This window comes from Streptomyces flavofungini (assembly GCF_041028215.1).
Taxonomy (GTDB): domain Bacteria; phylum Actinomycetota; class Actinomycetes; order Streptomycetales; family Streptomycetaceae; genus Streptomyces; species Streptomyces flavofungini_B.
The window spans coordinates 1-16,187 of the sequence record NZ_JASKYR010000090.1; the positions used below are offsets into that span (position 1 = coordinate 1).

Consider the following 16,187-nt stretch of genomic DNA (forward strand, 5'->3'; position numbering starts at 1 on the left):
GGGGGCTGTGGCAGTGCCCGCGATCATCGATATTGCGGGCGCCCTCCAGGCACAGAAGGCCGCGCAGGACGCGGCGGCGACGGCCACGGCGCAGGGCGGCCAAGCTGGTGCACAGGCGGCCCGCCAGTCGATTCAGCAGGCCGGTGCGCAGCAGGCTCTCGCCGCCGCTCACCGTAACGCGGCCCAGCAGATCCGCTCGGCGGAGCAGGCGGTCGCGGATGCGGTGCGGTCGGCAGCGGAGGCCAACCGGTCCGCCGTGCAGCAGGTGCGCTCTGCCCGCGAGGGCTTGGCGTCGGCGTATCAGCAGGCCGCGGACCGGATGCGGTCGGCGAACGAGCAGGTGTCGCAGGCCGAGGATGCGCTGGCGGATGCGCAGCGCACGGCCCGGCAGGCACAGCAGGATCTCACCCAGGCCCGCCGCGACGCCGCAGCGGAGCTGCAGGAGCTCGGTGACCGGCTGACCAACGCCCAGCTCAGCGAGCGGGACGCGACGCTATCCGTGCAGGAGGCCCGGCAGCGGCTGACTGCGGTCCAGGCCAAGGGCGCCAACGCCTCCTTGATTGAGCAGCAGCGCGCCCAACTGGCCTATGACCAGGCTGTTCAGCGGCTGAAGGAGCAGCGCCAGGAAACCAAGGATCTGACGGCGGAGAAGGCGCGCGCCGACAAGGCGGGTGTCGAGGGCTCGGACACGGTCAAGGCCGCGCAGGAGCGTCTGGCGAACGCGCAGCGCGGGGTGGCGTCGCAGGAAGCCCAGCTCGCCACGGCCCGTCAGGCGATGCAGCGCCAGCAGATCGAGAACAGCCAGGAGATTGCGCAGGCGCAGGACCGGGTGGCTGAGGCGCAGCGCAATGTGGCCCGCACTCAGGAGGACGGGGCCCGGTCTGTCGCACGCGCCCAGGAGCAGTTGGCGCAGGCCCGCGTGTCGGGCGCCGAGTCGGTGGCGTCGGCTGAGCGGCAGCTCGCGTCGTCTCAGCTGTCGTCGGCTGTGGGCGCCAATCAGGCGGCTGCCGCGCAGGAGAAGTACAGGCAGGCCCTTGCGAAGCTCACGCCGAGCGCGCGCGGCACCTTCAACGCGTTCGTGTCGCTGCGCTCAGCGTTCCGCGAGTGGTCGCGGTCGCTGCAGCCCGCAGTCATGCCGCTGTTCACGCGCGCCCTGAACGGTTTGAAGAACAGTCTGCCGGGGCTCACCCCGTTCGTACTGGCCGCTGCCCGTGCGATCGGGCAGTTGCAGGACCGGGTGTCTCGGGGCTTCAAGTCGCCGTGGTGGAAGGAGTTCAAGTCGGATCTGGCGGGCTCAGTGCAGCCCGCGATCGTCGGCCTGGGCGCTTCCTTCGGCCGGATCTTCAAGGGCATGGCCGGGATCGTCCAGGCCTTCCTGCCGCACATGGACTCCATCAGCTCGCGGATGCAGGCCATCACCGGCCGCTTCGCCGCCTGGGGGACGGGCCTCAAGGGCAGCCCGGCGTTCGAGCGGTTCCTGTCCTACGCGGCGGAGAACGGCCCGCTGGTGGCCCGCACGATCGGCGACATTTCCAGGGCGTTCTTCGAGGTGGCGCGCGCACTGTCCCCGCTGTCGGGGCCGGTGCTGGAGGTGCTGGGTGCCCTGGCGCGGGGGCTGTCGTCGATCGCGACGACGCTGCCCTGGCTGATCCAGGGCATGTACCTCGCTTACATCGCGACGAAGCTGTGGACGCTCGCGATGTTCGCCTTCAACCTCGTGATGAACGCGAACCCGCTGGTGCGGATCGCAACGCTCATCGTCGCACTCGTTGCGGGTGTCATCTACGCCTACCAGCATTTCGGCTGGTTCCGCACGATCGTGCAGGCTGCCTGGTCTGGGATTCAGACCGCGGCGTTGTGGGCGTGGAACAGCGTCCTCAAGCCGGTGTTCGACGGCATCGTCACGGCGGCGAGGGTCGTCGGCCAGGCCGCGATGTGGCTGTGGCGCAACGCGATCAAGCCCGCGTTCGACGGCATTGCGTTCGCCGCGCGGGCGCTGATCACCATCATCGCGGTGGTTCTGGTCGCTCCACTCGTCGTCGCCTTCCAGGCGGCAGCTGCGATCGGTTCGTGGCTGTGGCACAAGGCGCTCGGGCCTGCCCTGCGCGGCATCGGTGACGGAGCGAGGTGGCTGTACGAGAAGGCCATCAAGCCCGCCTTCGACGGTGTCGGCGCGGCGGCGACCTGGCTGTTCGACGTGGTGATCAAGCCGTTCGCGAAGGGCTTCGTCGGCAGTCTCCAGTCGGTCGGCAGGGTCGGCAGGTGGCTGTACAACAACGCTCTGCGGCCCGCTTTCAAGGGCATCGCCGACGTGGCGCGCTGGCTGTACGACAAGGCGATCCGGCCGGTCTTCAACTTCATCGGCGACAAAGCGTCCTGGCTCTACAACAAGGCGCTGAAGCCCGCCTTCGACCGGATCAAGAAGGCCGTGTACCTGGTCGGCTGGGCTTTCGGCAAGGCGAAGGACGCCATCAAGGAAGCCTTCGGCAAGATCAAGTCGATCACGAAAGAGCCCGTCAACTTCGTGATCAAGTGGGTGTACACGAAGGGCATTAAGGCGGTCTGGGACAAGGTCGCCGGATTCGTCGGCCTCAAGAAACTCCCCGACCCGCCGAAGCTCCTCGCCCGCGGCGGCACGGTCGGCGACGACTTTGGCCCGGCCCGGCCGATGGTCACCAACCGGCCGACGGCGATCGTCGGCGAGGGCAACCCCCGCTACCCCGAGTTCGTGATCCCGACGGATCCGAAGTACCGCAACCGGGCGCAGGCTCTGCACGCGGCGGCGGGCACACGGCTGATGGCGGACGGCGGGATCCTCGGCCCGCTCGGCGGCGCCTGGGACTGGACGAAGGACACCGTCGGCGACGTCGTCGGCAAGGGCATCGACTGGGCCAAGACGGGCGCCGACCTGGTCTCTCACCCCTCCAAGGTGTGGAACAAGCTGACTAAGCCGATCCTCGGCAAGGTCGCGAAGGGGGTCGGTGCCTCACCGCTCGGGGACGCGATCGGCACGTTCCCGAAGAAAATGGTCATCGGCCTCAAAGACAAGATCGTCGACGCGGTGTCGTCGATGTTCGCCGGAGGCGGCGGAGGCGGGGAATGGCTCAAGCCCGTCAACGCTAAATACGGCACCAAATTCGGTGTCGCCGGACCCATGTGGGCCTCCGGGCACCACACCGGCCTCGACTTCCCGGCCGCCACCGGCACACGTATCCGCGCCGTCAACGACGGCACCGTAAACCAGGTCGCCTCAGGCGGGCCCTACGGCAACCACGTCCAGATCGATCACGGCGGAGGCCTGTCCAGCTTCTACGCGCACATGTCGGCGATCGCCACCAAGCTCCACAAGCATGTCAGCCGGGGCACGACGATCGGAAAGGTCGGCTCCACCGGCAACACCACCGGCCCCCACCTCCACCTGGAAGCCCGCAGAGGCGGCAAGGCTGTCGACCCGATGCCGTTCCTCAAGGGAGGCGGCGGCGGTTTCACCGCCCAAGCGGTCGGCGCCGCCCAGCGGTACGCGAAATCGATCCTGCACCGCTACGGCTGGGGCCTCAGTCAGTTCGGGCCGCTCAAAAAGTTGTGGAACGGCGAGTCCGGCTGGCGCTGGAATGCGCTCAACAAGTCCTCCGGCGCCTATGGCATCCCGCAGGCGCTGCCCGCATCCAAGATGCGGTCGGCGGGCGCGGACTGGCGCACCAACTACAAAACCCAGGTCAGATGGGGTCTGGGCTACATCAAGGGCCGCCCGGACTACGGCAGCCCGGCAGCGGCCTGGTCGAAATGGCAGTCGCGTAGCCCGCACTGGTACGACTCCGGCGGCATGCTCCAGCCCGGCCTCAACCTCGCCTACAACGGCACCGGGCGCCCAGAGCCTGTTCTGACCGGCGGCCAGTGGGACCTCCTCACCGCCGCTGCGGGCGGCCCGAGCATCGGCGACCTGCACGTGTCCGTGTTCGTCGGCGACCGCGAGATCACCGACATTGCCCGCACCGAAGTCCGCACCGCGCAGGGCGAACTGCTCGTCGGCTTGGCGGCGGGCTGAGAGGAGGCTCTCTTGCCGATCCCCGGGAATCTCCTCAGCGCGACCACGTCGGAGATCGACCCCAACACGTCCGGCTGGACACCCAAGCTGAACTGCACAATCGGCCTGGGTGTCGGCGGGCGGGTCGGCGACGGCTGCCTGTCGGTGCGGTCGGTGGCGGCAGGCGAGATGCAGGCCCGCACCGTCTCCTCCTACCCCGTCACTGCAGGCACGACATATCAGGTGTTCGCGGACACCGCCGGTGCCACATCGACGGGGGAGCGCATCGGCATCCGGTGGATGACGGCGCTCGGCGGGGAACTGTCGATCACCTGGTCGCTGTCGACCGCCGGTGCCTCAGCATCCTGGCACCGTGTCGGCGTAGCCGGGACGGCACCGGTTGGGGCGGCGTCCGCCCAGGTCGTAGTGTCCTCCACCGAAACTGGTGCCTCGGTCAGCCACTACTGGGAGAACGTCTACCTCGGCCTCCCGATCCGGACGACCGGCAATCTGTTGCCGTTCGGCACCGAGTCCACGGAGATCGACGCCTCCGGCTGGACAGCCGAGGTCAACGCCTCTATCTCCCGCCAGGTGCCGGTGGTGCAGTGGGGCGTCGGCAACTGGACGGCCGGCGGCCACGCCCTCGCCTTGACCGCGGTGGCGGGCGGCAACGCCGCAGCAGTGGCGGTGGACCGGCCGCAAGTGACGCCGGGCGTCGAATATGTCGCCTACGCCTACCTGCAACCTCCGGTGCTCACCGCGCAGGCGTGGATCGAGATCCGCTTCTACGACACCAACGGCAACCAGATCGCAGCCCAGCGCGGCACACTTGCGGCGCCGGGGACCGGCATGTACCGGCAGCGGGCGTCGATGGCCGCCCCCGCCAATGCCGCCACATGTTCGGCGGCGGCCGGCCTCACCGGCGCTTCGGCGGGGCAGACGCTGCGGCTGGAGACCGTCGTCATTGCCGTCGCCCCCAGTCTGCAGGCGGGCACTGTGGTGCCGTATGCGGATGGCGGGTTCGAGCAGGGCGTCGCCGGGTGGACGGTCGCCTCCGGGGCGGCGACGATCGCGCGGACCACCCCGTGGGGGCTGGCCTCCATGGAGGGCGGCTACGCCCTCAGTGTCGCCTCGGCGACAGCAACAACCAGCGTGATCCGCTCGGCGCGTTTCCCGACCCCGGGTGGTGCCGGGCTGAACTGGCGGGCTCAGGTGGTCGCCCACCTGGGCGCGGGCGCATGGTCGTCAGTTACTGTCCGGGTCCGCTGGTACGACGCCGCGAACGTAGATTTGGGTGCCAGCGGGGGCACCTCCTGGAGCCTGCCCGGCCCCAGCTGGTATCTCATGCCGACGGATGCGGTCGCCCCAGCGACCGCGACGCAGGCGGCCATCGAGGTCACCGCCGTCGCCTCGGCGGTCACCAGTGTGCTGCACCTGGACATGGCTGCTCTGTGGCAGGTGCTGCCGCAGACCGCCGTGACCGCATCCGACTCCGGCGGCTACATCACGCTCACCCTGCGGGAGCTGCCGGTCGACTACCAGATCAGCGTCTACCGGGAGGGCGCCGACGGGCTCCGCAGCCTCGTCCGCAGCACCGCAGGGCTGATCGACAGGCAGCTCATCACGTCCGACATCATGGTCATCGAGGATCACGAGGCGCCGATGAACGTGCCCGTCCTCTACCGCATCCAGCTGGACGACGAGGATGGCGAGCCAGCGTCTCGACGCTCCTCGGAACCGGTCACCGTCCGTCTCGACGACATCAACGTTGCCTGGTTGAAGGACCCTGGCAACCCGCAGCGAAACTTGCGGGTCATGGTGCAGACGGCGCCGGACTGGACGCGCCCGATCGAACAGACCGCCTACGTAGTCAAAGGACGGCGCAACAAGGTCGTGCTCACTGGCAGACGGCAGGGCCTTGAGGGGGACCTTGCGGTCGTCACCCGCTCCGACGAGGAACGACGGGCCCTGCACCTGCTGCTCGACTCCGGCAACACCCTGCTGTGGCAGGCCGCACCGGGCATGGGCGTCGACGACATGTACGTCGCCGTCGGACAAGCCCCCGAGGCGCGCATGTCGAAGCTCGCCCAAGACCAGTGGCGGACGTGGACGCTGCCGCTGATCGAGCAGGACATGCCGGTCACCACGGCCGTCAACGGTGCTGCGGGCAGGACGTGGCAGGACGTCATCGCCGAGTTCGCCACCTGCGCGGACCTACTGCCCGTGTATGCCACCTGCGAGGCGCTACTCCTGGACCGCAGGACGGGGTGATCCGGTGTATCCCGTCTCGGACCGGTTCCTGCCGCGCCTCGCCGAATCCCACACTGTCGCCACCCTCGTGCAGCTGTTTCTCACCGACGGGCGGGTCGTCGACATCGAGCACACCGGCGGCTCGGTGCCGGTCGACCTCAAGCAGGCCATCCGCCGCACCTGCACCGTGACCTGCGCCGATCCGGCCCTGATCCCGCGAACCCCGACCGATCAGCTCGCCACCTACGGGGCCCGGCTGCGCATCAGCCGTGGCGTGGAGTACGGAGACGGCAGTCGGGAACTGGTGCCGCTCGGCGTGTTCCGCCTCGACAGCGTTGACGGCAGTATCGGTACCGGCCCCGTGAACCTCCAAGGCAAAGGCCTTGAGGCCTGCGTCATTGACGACAAGTTCACGGCGCCGTGGAAAGCCACCGGCACCGTCGTCGGCGCTGTCACCGCCCTAATCCAGCGCAGCATCCCGGACGCCGACGTCGTCTCGACCATCGTGGACGTCCCGATCGGCTCCCGCTCTTTCGACGTCGAAGCCGATCCGTGGGCGGGCGCGCAGGAGATAGCGGCAGCCGCGGGCGCCGAGGTGTACTGCAACGCCGACGGCGTCTTCGTCATCAGAGAGTTCCCGGATCTGATGACGACCGAACCGGTATGGGCGGTCGAGGCGACCGAGGGCGGCGTCTATATTTCCGGCAGCCGAGCCATGACCTCGGACAACGTGTTCAACGGGGTGCTGGCCCGCGGGGAGAACACCACCGATGACGCGCCGCCCGTGTCGGCGCTTGTCGTGGACGTCGACCCGGGCTCGCCCACCCGGTGGGGCGGGCCATTCGGCCGCCGCCCGAAATTCATCTCCTCGTCGACTCTGACCACCGTCAACGCGTGCACGCAGGCAGCAGGGCTGGAGCTGGTCAAGGCCCGCGCCCCGAACGCGTCCGGCGATTTCAGCAGCCTCCCGAATCCGGCATTGGAGCCGGGTGATGTCATCCGGGTCATGCACGAGGACGGCACCCGGGAACTCCACCAGGTCGCCTCGTTCACTGTCCCACTCGACGAGGGCGGCGACTTCCCGATCACGACGATCTCCGCGAAGGAGGACGCGTGAAGAGCGGGCACGCCAGCACCCGTGACCTGGCACAAGCATTTAGGGACTCGGCACGGCGCGTGGGGGAGCGGTCAACATCGGTGCGCGGAGCGGACTGGCGCACCGCCACCGTCACCGCTGTCAGCGCAGGCACCATCACCGCGGACGGCATTCCGATCCGCTGCATGGAAACCTACTTCGACCCGCAGATCGGCGACGTCGCCGTCATCTCCCAGTCCAGCAACGGGAACTGGATCGCTCACGGCCGCCTCGCGACCGAGACCACTGTGCCGTGGACGACCGCAACACTGGCCACCGGGTTCGCCCACGACGGCAACTCGAACGGGCAGGTGCAGTACCGCACCATCATCATCGGCGGCACCCGGGTCATGGAATGGCGCGGCGGACTCGGCATCACCTATGCCTCCAGCGCCATCCAAAACGGCGGCGACGCCCTCGCCGCGGCACTTCCGGCCAGCCTGCGGCCCGCCTCCCTGCGATCCCTGGTCGCCGCCTGCTCCGCCTCATCTTCGTCGTCGCTCAGCCTCAAGGTTGATGCCCGCCTCGAAGGCCAGCTTCGGATCGTCGGCACCACCACTGCGACCTCCGACACCTACGCCACACCGATCATCCGGCCGCCCTGGGTCTCCCTCAACGGCCTCCGCTACGCACTCGACTAGGAGGCCCTGTGCCCACAACGGACGGCTACGGGCAAGGCTTCGCACTCCCCACACTTACCGACGCACCCGACCTGCCCGGACAGCTCTCCGCCCTCGCTGCAGGCCTGATTCCCCGCGGCGTCATGCGGTTCGCGTCGTCATCGACGCGCGGCGCGACCCTCACGGGCAGCTACGCGCCAGTCGGCGGCATGCTCACCTACCTGCAGGACATCCAGCGCCTGGACCACTACGACGGGAGCACCTGGGTGACCATCTCTACCGGTGCCTCCTCCTGGAAGACCATCAGCCTGACGTCCGGTTTCCAGCAGAACGGCAATAGCAACGGGAATCTGCAGTACCGGCTGCTGAATATCAGCGGCGAGGAGTCCTTGCAGTTCCGCGGAGCGATCGGCCGTTCCTCCTGGCCGTCGACTCCAGCAGGCTCCTACGTCATCAACTCGACCGCGCTGCCGTCTGCGGTGCGCCCGCAGACGCTTCGGACCGTGACGATCCCCTGCTCCGACGTCAACAGCAGCCGCATCGCCCTGAAACTCGACGTGCGCACCGACGGCTACCTCGAAGTCTTCGGCACTGGCAGCGGCGTGAAGCCTCCGTGGATCGGGTTCAACGGCACCATCGTCAGCCTGTAGGAGACCGCTGTGGCCACCGTGTGCAAGCTCTACCGCGGCGACAAGCCGCAGCTCATCCAGCCGGAGACCTGGACGCTCATCACCTTCGAGCGGGTTCTCGCCAACGACCGCTCCATGGCGCGCAAGCTCAGCTTGATCCAGCCGCCGTTCGACGGGGACTTCATCTGGTCCCGCAACCTGCGCTGGGCCGCGCTCGCCCTCCCGGAAGGCGACCTGCGGCAGCGGCAGTTCATGTCCCGGTTCATCCGCGACCCGCACGGCGTCCGCGACGACACCGGCGCCGCCGACCATCCCGCCACCCCCGGCCGCAGCTGGGAAACCGTGACCTGGCCCTTCCATGGCGAAGCAGGCCAGCCCGTCGGCGTCGAAGTGTGGCACGACCACGATCAGCCCTGGGCCGTCGAGCACGCCCAATTCGTCGGCATGACCTGCGACTACTAGAAGAAGGGGGCGGCCATGGCTGCACCGTTGCCAGCCGAGACTCTCCTGGCCAAGCTCCGCGCCGAAGGTGTGCGCGTCGCCGAGAAGGCCGGATGGCGTACCCATACCCGCAACCACAAAGGCCCGTGGGGGCCCGTCAACGGCATTGTCATCCACCATACCGCCGGGGCCAACAGTCTCGGCGTGTGCTGGACCGGCACGTCGAGTCTGCCGGGCCCGCTGTGCCACACGCATCTGGCGAAGAACGGCACCGCCACCATGATCAGCGGCGGCCGGGCCAACCATGCGGGAACCTTCGCAGCGAACGCGCATCAGGCCGTGGTCAACGAGTCGTCGACGCACCCGAGGCCGGACAGCTCAGAGCCGGTGGACGGCAACGCCCACTACTACGGCATCGAGATCGAGAACCTCGGCAACGGCCGCGACCCGTACCCCGCCGTGCAGTACGACCAGGCGGTTCGGTGGGCGGCAGCGATCTGTCGGGCGCACGGCTGGTCGGCCGACAGTGTGATCGGCCACAAGGAAGGCACCCGCCGCAAGATCGACCCCAGCTTCGACATGGGCCGCTTCCGCGAGGACGTCGACGAGCGGCTCGCCCACCCCGCCTCCTGGAGCCCCGGCTCTACCACCCCGGACGAAGGACTCGGCATGGATGCCAAGCAGGTCCACGACGCCGTATGGGGCCGGGACGCCATCCCGTCCCCGACCTCGGCGGCCACCCATCAGACCAACCCCACCTGGAAGGCCGCGAGCTTCCTGCCGGAGATTATCGACCGGCTCGCAGCACTCACCTCCAAGGTCGACGCCCTCACCAAGAAGATCGACGAACGGGAAGCGAGAACTCCATGACCAGCAACCTGCCCACCAGCGGCGACGTGCAGACCGTCGTGAAGACCGCCGCCACCTACGCCAAGGATCTCGTCGAGCGCGTCCTGGCCACCTTCGTCGTCGCCGCATCCGGTGTGGGCATCGCCGCAGGACCGGCCGACATGTTCCACGCCTCGTTCTGGGAGACCATGGGTGCCGCAGGGCTCGCCGCATCCGGGTCGCTCGTAAAGGGCGTCATCGCCCGCTTCGTCGGCGCCCGCAACAGCGCCTCCGCAGCCCCGGGCGTCTAGTGCCGTGCCGCGCGGTCCGATGGCTGCGTAGGCGGCTGGGCAGGCGCGGCGCCTTCCTGCTAATCGTGGGCGTCGGCAAAACCTGCTGGGGCGCTTCGTTCCTGGTCGACCCGCCGCCCACGCAGGGCTTGCAGCTGCTCACCGATCTGTGCGACATCCGGCACTGGGCCTGGCTGTGGATCGGCGCCGGAATGGTCACGGCAGGATCTGCGTTTCTCCGCGTCGGCCGCGACCGCTACGGCTTCATGGCCGCTCTCCTTCCCCCCACCGTGTGGGCGACCGCCTACACCGTCGCCGTCATCTCCGGCGACTACTCCCGCGGCGCCTGGGTCGCCATCTGGTATCTGACCTCGCATGTCGGGGTCATCTTGTGGGCGGCCACGGTTCCCGAGCATTCGGTCCCCCCTGCGCCGAGAGCCGCCAGGAAAGGGCGGAAGCCGTGACGGTGTGGGCGGGAATCGTTGCCGTACTCGGAACGGTCGGCGCAGTGGTGGCAGGCATGTTCGCCGCCAGGGCAACCACGCGGGCTGCTGCGGCGACAGCAGAGGCGACACGGGCCGCAGCGCAGGCGCAAGCCGAGCCGAATCAGCGGGCTGAGGATCGGCAGGCTTTCGACGCGATCAAGACGGAGCTGCGGCAGGAGCTGACCTCAACCCGCGAGGAGGTTCGATCACTTCGGTCGCTGGTGAGGGCTTTTGCTTGGTACGTCGGCGAGCTGACCGGGCAGATGCGCTCGCACGGTATCGAACCCCCGGCGCCCCCGGACCGCGTCGAAGAGTACAACCGAACTGGAGTGTGATGCTCATGCCTGAGGCCCGTCCGGTCCGGCGCCGCGTCGACGACAGCGCCGGCGACATCCCGTCCCTCGTCAAGCTCGGCCTCGTCGAGGAGCCGCCGACGCCCAGCTACGAGGACCTGTTCCTTGAGCCGGACATCCCGCCGGAGGACCTGTCCGAGTCAGCCTGAACGTCTGCGCCCCGTCCTCTTCGGAGGGCGGGGCGCTTCGTCGTTGCTGCTTTTACTCTGCGAGCTGCTTCTTCAGTTCAGCAGCGTGCGGTCCGGTGTCGGCGGCGGGCATGGTCCAGCGGTGCGCGGCCTCCTCGCCGTCCACATAGATCAGGGTGCCGCCCTTGGCCTGTGCGGGCGTCAGGTCGAAGGCCCGCAGCCGCCACTGATAGGTACCGGGCTGTACCGGGTCCTCGTTGTTGTAGCGGTCGACGACGATGTTGTACGACTCGCCGCCGCCTTGATCGATGGTTTCCCCGTCTGGCGCCATCCACTTCCAGCCGCCACCGCTGATCGGCGGCACCTCGTCGGCAGCCGTACCGGTCATCGCCTTGTCCTTCACCGTGACCACGGCGAAGACGCCGTTCTCGGCCGGCTCCGTGCCGTTCTTCTTCACGTACACGATGGTGTCCGGCGTGATCTGGAGGACGCCGGTCCCGCCGTCGCCGATGGTCTGCGCGGGCTCGCCGAGCTTCAGCGTCTTGGTGATGCCGTCTTCACCCTCCGGCTGCCTCGACTTGGCAGTAGGCGCCTTGGTGGCCGACTTCTCGTCGGGGTCACCGTCGTCGCTGCCGCACGCTGTGAGCGCGGCGAGAAGCAGGGCGGCCGTGGCCGCGGTCGCGCGAACGCGCATATGCCCCCCAAGGTTGATCTCGTCGGGACACCGTAGAACACAACCGGCACAACCGCGCCCGGTCGTCACCGAGCCGTGACGCACCACCGCCCCCGCCCTCCTGCTTCGGCAGGGGAGCGGGGGCGGTGTCGTTGTGTGCGGGGGTGGCGCCTAGGGTCTGTTGCGAAAGTGACGGTAGTTGCTGCTGTGAGTGCCGATGCGGCTGGCTGCTACCTTCCGGAGCCATGACCGACAACGTGTATGTGGGCAATGCCGGCAGGGACGCGGCGCTGGACCGGGGGTGGCTGCTGGGACATTTCAAGGACGCCTCCGATCCTCGTCATAGTGAGGACGTGGAGATCAAATGGGGCGTCCACCAGCAGGGCGATGAGCGGGCTCAGTGGGTGACCGGCGAAGAGCGCACCGCCCTGTTGGTCCTCATCAGCGGGCGCTTCCGAGTGGAATTGCCCGGGCGCAGTGTTCTCCTGGCCGAGCAGGGGGACTACGTCGTGTGGGGCCAGGGCGTCGATCACTCCTGGTTCGCGGAGGAAGAGTCCGTGGTTCTGACGGTCCGCTGGCCCTCGGTCCCCGGCTACAAGGTGACCGATAAGAACAATTCCGCTGCTGGTCATAGCCATTCGTTCAGGGCCGCGACCAGCACGGTGGCCTCATAGCGGACGGCCAACTTGTCATAGCGGGTGGCCACCGCACGGTGGCGCTTGAGGCGATTGATCCCGCATTCGACCGCGTGCCGCTGCTTGTAGTCGGTCTTGTCGAACTTCGGCGGTCGACCGCCGCGAGAGCCGAGCTTCTGCCGGTTGCGGACCCGGTCCGCAGGGACGGGGATCGTCGCCTTGAGCCCGCGTCTGCGCAGGTAGGCGCGGTTCTTGCGGGAGTCGTACGCCTTGTCGGCCCGCACCCGGTCCGGTCTCTTGCGTGGCCGTCCCAGGCCGATCCGGGGAACCCTGATCGCTTCCAAGACCGGCTCGAACTGCGGTGAATCCCCGCGTTGTCCGGCCGTGATCACCACGGACAGCGGCTTCTGCCCCTGCTCGACCGCCAGGTGGATCTTGCTGGTCAGGCCGCCCCGGGAGCGTCCGAGGCCGTGGTCGGCCGGCTCGACGGCGACCCCGCCGGGCGGCTCCTTCTGGAGATCCCCCTTTTCGCCGCTCCAGCGGCATGCTGGTGAGCCCTGCAGACCGTCGAGTCGAGGTTCACATCCCAGATGATCAGGCCCTTCGCGTCCGCCTCGGCCTGGAGTTGGGTGACGATCCGGGTCCAGGTGCCGTCCCGCTGCCAGCGGCGGAACAGGTCGTAGACCCGGTCCCACGGGCCGTACCTCTCGGGCACGTCCCGCCACGGGGCGCCGGTCCGGGTCCGCCACCGTATGCCGTCTATCAGCTGTCGCCGAGTCCACACCGGCGGACGGCCCGGCTTGATGCCCTGCGGCAGCAACGGCTCAAGCCGGGCCCACTGGCCGTTCGTCAGATCGCCGCGTCCCACGGGACGTGATCATTCACGACCAAGATCCACTTTCGCAACAGGCCCTAGTCGACGAGCCGCATCGTGTAGGCGTGCCCGTCTTCGGGGTGCGCCTTCGCCGAGAAGACGTGGACTGACGGCACCGGCAGATCCTCGTCCAGCAGCGGCTCGGGGCCGGGGACGAGGATCAGACGCGGGGCGGTCACCCGGTTGTACGGCAGGCCCTCGCCGCCAAGCGCTGCCTCCAGCGAGAACATCCGCACCGCCGCAAAAGCGGACTGTCGTGTGCCGAGACGCGCGGCCACCTCGCGGGCTTGTGTCTCACAGCGCACGGCCGCGTCGATGCCGCGCGGGACGAGACGGACCGACAGCCGCAAAGACGGGCGCGGGCTGCGCGTGAGCGGATCCAGGTAGCCGCCGTACTCGACGGACTGCACGGCCAGGTGCAGGTCGATACCGGGCGACGGCTCGACGGTCAGATGGTCGTCGCCGATCGTGAGGCGGATCCAGTCGACGGATACAGGCGCGGCGGTCGTCATGACGCGAGAGTAGCGGGCGGGCAGGTAGGCTCGCGCATGCCGGAGCCCGGCCCGCTTACCTCGGGCCGGGCTCCGCGCTGCAGCTACTGCTGGGTGGTCTTCTGCTGTTCATTCCAGTCGATGCGCAGGTTACGCAACTCGTCGCAGATGCCGTCGTACATGGCGCGGGCCCGAGTCAGGGCCTTCTTCGCGTTGTCCGCGTCCGCTTCGAGACGGCGCCGCTTCTCCTCGTACTCGTCGCGGGTCATGGCGTCCTCACTTTTCGGTGGTGGCGTAGGACCGGAACCCGACGCGCTCGGCTTCGGTTGCCAGCGTCTCCCGCCATCCGTCCGGCGGCGGGTGCTCTTCGCTCTCGCCGTCCTGCTCGTAGAACAGCCAGGGTTCCGAGTCACCGCCGACGCCGATGAACTCGATGCCGAGCCGTTTGGCGTCGGCGAGGAGGGTGTCTACGGCGATGGACAGTCCGCTGCGGATCTTCGCGTTGCGGACCGGGTAGCGGGTGTACAGCGTGCCCTCAGTCGATACCTGCCCGGCGTCCGGATCGTTGTCGGCGAACCCGTCGTCCCGGTATTCGAGCTTGGCGTGCCAGCCGCCGTAGGGCTCATCGTTGATGCGCTCCGCGAGCGGAGCCCAGGTGACGGTGATGCCGGTGGACCAATAGCGGCCCGACTTGCTGATCATTCGGTTCCCTTTCGGTGGTAGATGCGTCGGTGCTTGGCGACGCTGTTACGCGCTCCGCGATAGCCGGGCTTGCTGGTGCACTCGTCGCACTCCATCCAGTCCGTCTTCTCGTTGTCCACAGCGTCTCCGGTGACGGAGTGCTGGGGACCGTACCCGTGGGCGTGGAGGAAGTGCGGAACGCTGCCCTCGTACTTGAGGGCGATCAGCGCGGACTCGGCGGTCTTGTCGTGGCCCTGGGCGAAGAACTTCCCGAGGCCGACCTCCCGGCCGCAGCCACACCAGCAGTTGCCGGTCGGGATCAGGCGGGGCTTACTCACTTGCCGTCCTCCAGTAGGGCGCCGATCGCGGCGATGGCGTCGGCTACGCCATCGTTATAGGCGGTGTCCTCGGCGGCGCCGGTGTTGCCGGTCAGGTACTCGGTGCGCGCGGCCCCAATTGCCTCGCGGAGGTTCTCGGCGCGGTAGGCCTTCAGGTACGGGGCGAGGCCGTCAGCGGTGACGGTGCGCGTGGTTGCCGCATATCGGATCAACTCGGCCCGTGCGGACTGAGGTTCAGCATCGGTCTCATCAGTCATCATGAACTCAAGTTAGCAAGCCTTGAGTTGACGTCAAGGGTTAATGCCAAGACTTGGAGAGGGGTAGTGCATAACGTTCCCTTGAGCGCCGCCAGTTGATCAGTCCCGCCCCCGATAACATGCGGTATCGCGGGTCCTGCTCCGAGGAGGAGCAGGACCCTTCCTGCTGTCCGGTCAGTGATCGCGACACTTGCAGATCGAGTCCCCGCACAAGTAACAACTCGGCCGCCCATTGCAGCGGTTGCATCGCTTCGACGTCTCCGCGCAGTGCACCGGCTCGGTGTGGTACTTGACCGCCTCTTCGGACGTCTCGTCGTAGTCGCGGCGGCAGGTGGGTGTGGTGCATGTCGTCATGGCGCGAGTGTGGCAGAACGGCGATCGAAAGTGCTGGCGATCACCCAACTGCATGGTTGATAATGACAGTTATCCAATACTGAGGAGACTCCGCAGAATGAGCGCCTATCAGGACCTGATGACCGCACTCGTCACCCGTCGCCCCGACCAGTCAGCAGCCGAGGACGAGCGGATCGTGTTGGCCGCGCTCGCCAAGCACGCTCACGAACTGGCAGCGAAGCAGCGGAACTGGGACTCGGAAGCCGAGGGGTTCACCGACCCGCAGATGGCGGTGTACGCCGTCGCCGACTTCATTGACCCCGAGGTGCAGGAGTGACCGACTCTGCGGCCCTCGTCCCGCGCCCGTCGGCGGAGCTGTCGACCGACCGGCACGACCCCCGCGACGACTGGCCCGACGAAGCCCGCGCGCTCGCCGACCACCTCGCCGAGTTCTACGGGGACGCCGACCCGCTGCCCACCATCGCGGGCGGCTGGGTCGCCCGGCAGAAGTCCCGGCACACCCGGCGCGCCTACGTCCGGACGTTCAAGGCGTGGGAGGCATACGCCCGCAAGAGCAAGATCCACCCGCTTCAGGCGAAGCTGCCGCTCGCCGACGCCTACGCCAAACACCTCGCCAAGACGCCCACCCGCAACGGCAAGCCGCCCGCCGAGACCACCCAGGCGCAAGCCCTTGCCGCCGCCGGATCCTTCTACACCTACGC

General features: G+C 68.3%; 21 protein-coding genes. 14 read left to right on the forward strand and 7 right to left on the reverse strand.

The genetic code is table 11. From position 1 onward, the window contains the following. Positions 1 to 13 precede the first annotated feature (13 nt). From AB8Z36_RS09090 to AB8Z36_RS09140, 11 genes are all read left to right on the forward strand, one after another. Positions 14 to 4,045 carry a peptidoglycan DD-metalloendopeptidase family protein gene (locus tag AB8Z36_RS09090; protein WP_369212701.1) on the forward strand — a complete coding sequence of 1,344 codons (4,032 nt, stop codon included), beginning with the start codon at positions 14 to 16 and terminating at the stop codon, positions 4,043 to 4,045. 12 nt (positions 4,046 to 4,057) lie between these two features. Next, positions 4,058 to 6,295 (forward strand): hypothetical protein, encoded by a 2,238-nt coding sequence (locus tag AB8Z36_RS09095; RefSeq protein WP_369212702.1) that lies wholly within the window; start codon positions 4,058 to 4,060, stop codon positions 6,293 to 6,295. Positions 6,296 to 6,299: 4 nt separating this feature from the next. Continuing rightward, positions 6,300 to 7,391, forward strand: a complete 1,092-nt coding sequence (locus AB8Z36_RS09100) for a DUF5047 domain-containing protein (RefSeq protein WP_369212703.1) — start codon at positions 6,300 to 6,302, stop codon at positions 7,389 to 7,391. Between the two features lie 80 nt (positions 7,392 to 7,471). After that, a complete protein-coding gene (locus AB8Z36_RS09105; protein ID WP_369212704.1) occupies positions 7,472 to 8,050 on the forward strand; it encodes a hypothetical protein in 579 nt (192 codons plus the stop codon). Positions 8,051 to 8,058: 8 nt separating this feature from the next. Beyond that, positions 8,059 to 8,679, forward strand: a complete 621-nt coding sequence (locus AB8Z36_RS09110) for a hypothetical protein (protein ID WP_369212705.1) — start codon at positions 8,059 to 8,061, stop codon at positions 8,677 to 8,679. A 9-nt stretch (positions 8,680 to 8,688) separates the two neighbouring features. Then, complete coding sequence (locus tag AB8Z36_RS09115) at positions 8,689 to 9,120, forward strand: hypothetical protein (RefSeq protein WP_369212706.1); 432 nt, start codon at positions 8,689 to 8,691, stop codon at positions 9,118 to 9,120. A 15-nt stretch (positions 9,121 to 9,135) separates the two neighbouring features. Then, a complete protein-coding gene (locus AB8Z36_RS09120; RefSeq protein ID WP_369212707.1) occupies positions 9,136 to 9,969 on the forward strand; it encodes a peptidoglycan recognition protein family protein in 834 nt (277 codons plus the stop codon). Continuing rightward, positions 9,966 to 10,238, forward strand: coding sequence for a hypothetical protein (locus tag AB8Z36_RS09125; protein WP_369212708.1), 273 nt, complete (start codon positions 9,966 to 9,968; stop codon positions 10,236 to 10,238). The genes AB8Z36_RS09120 and AB8Z36_RS09125 overlap by 4 nt, the downstream gene beginning before the upstream one ends. A 65-nt stretch (positions 10,239 to 10,303) precedes the next feature. After that, entirely contained in the window at positions 10,304 to 10,681 is a 378-nt protein-coding gene (locus AB8Z36_RS09130; protein WP_369212709.1) for a hypothetical protein, read from the forward strand. Next, positions 10,678 to 11,037: a hypothetical protein gene (locus tag AB8Z36_RS09135; protein ID WP_369212710.1), complete on the forward strand. Its 360-nt coding sequence runs from the start codon at positions 10,678 to 10,680 to the stop codon at positions 11,035 to 11,037. The genes AB8Z36_RS09130 and AB8Z36_RS09135 overlap by 4 nt, the downstream gene beginning before the upstream one ends. Positions 11,038 to 11,042: 5 nt before the next feature. Continuing rightward, positions 11,043 to 11,204 (forward strand): hypothetical protein, encoded by a 162-nt coding sequence (locus AB8Z36_RS09140; RefSeq protein ID WP_369212711.1) that lies wholly within the window; start codon positions 11,043 to 11,045, stop codon positions 11,202 to 11,204. A gap of 52 nt (positions 11,205 to 11,256) precedes the next feature. On the opposite strand, the gene AB8Z36_RS09145 is transcribed toward AB8Z36_RS09140, so the two are convergent. After that, entirely contained in the window at positions 11,257 to 11,877 is a 621-nt protein-coding gene (locus AB8Z36_RS09145; protein ID WP_369212712.1) for a hypothetical protein, read from the reverse strand. Between the two features lie 224 nt (positions 11,878 to 12,101). On the opposite strand from AB8Z36_RS09145, the gene AB8Z36_RS09150 reads away from it, so the two are divergent. Beyond that, complete coding sequence (locus AB8Z36_RS09150) at positions 12,102 to 12,530, forward strand: signal peptidase I (protein WP_369212713.1); 429 nt, start codon at positions 12,102 to 12,104, stop codon at positions 12,528 to 12,530. Here the strand turns inward: AB8Z36_RS09150 and AB8Z36_RS09155 are convergent. The 6 genes from AB8Z36_RS09155 to AB8Z36_RS09180 form a co-directional block, all read right to left on the reverse strand. After that, positions 12,485 to 13,359 (reverse strand): IS5 family transposase gene (locus AB8Z36_RS09155; protein WP_369212714.1). Its coding sequence is split into 2 segments (ribosomal slippage): positions 12,485 to 13,002 and positions 13,002 to 13,359, totalling 876 coding nucleotides; the frame shifts between segments, so codons are not numbered across the junction. The genes AB8Z36_RS09150 and AB8Z36_RS09155 overlap by 46 nt on opposite strands. A gap of 44 nt (positions 13,360 to 13,403) precedes the next feature. Beyond that, positions 13,404 to 13,877: a hypothetical protein gene (locus AB8Z36_RS09160; RefSeq protein ID WP_369212715.1), complete on the reverse strand. Its 474-nt coding sequence runs from the start codon at positions 13,875 to 13,877 to the stop codon at positions 13,404 to 13,406. An 83-nt stretch (positions 13,878 to 13,960) separates the two neighbouring features. Next, positions 13,961 to 14,125 carry a hypothetical protein gene (locus tag AB8Z36_RS09165; RefSeq protein WP_369212716.1) on the reverse strand — a complete coding sequence of 55 codons (165 nt, stop codon included), beginning with the start codon at positions 14,123 to 14,125 and terminating at the stop codon, positions 13,961 to 13,963. Between the two features lie 7 nt (positions 14,126 to 14,132). Continuing rightward, a complete protein-coding gene (locus AB8Z36_RS09170; RefSeq protein WP_369212717.1) occupies positions 14,133 to 14,558 on the reverse strand; it encodes a hypothetical protein in 426 nt (141 codons plus the stop codon). Continuing rightward, positions 14,555 to 14,875, reverse strand: a complete 321-nt coding sequence (locus tag AB8Z36_RS09175; protein ID WP_369212718.1) for a hypothetical protein — start codon at positions 14,873 to 14,875, stop codon at positions 14,555 to 14,557. The genes AB8Z36_RS09170 and AB8Z36_RS09175 overlap by 4 nt, the downstream gene beginning before the upstream one ends. Then, entirely contained in the window at positions 14,872 to 15,135 is a 264-nt protein-coding gene (locus AB8Z36_RS09180; protein WP_369212719.1) for a hypothetical protein, read from the reverse strand. Before AB8Z36_RS09180 ends, AB8Z36_RS09175 begins: the two co-directional genes overlap by 4 nt. Before the next feature lie 448 nt (positions 15,136 to 15,583). Here AB8Z36_RS09180 and AB8Z36_RS09185 point away from each other — a divergent pair, with 448 nt between their 5' ends. After that, positions 15,584 to 15,802, forward strand: coding sequence for a hypothetical protein (locus tag AB8Z36_RS09185; RefSeq protein WP_369212720.1), 219 nt, complete (start codon positions 15,584 to 15,586; stop codon positions 15,800 to 15,802). Then, positions 15,799 to 16,187, forward strand: a 389-nt coding sequence (locus AB8Z36_RS09190; protein ID WP_369212721.1) for a site-specific integrase, incomplete at its 3' end; no start/stop codon positions are given. The genes AB8Z36_RS09185 and AB8Z36_RS09190, both read left to right, overlap by 4 nt.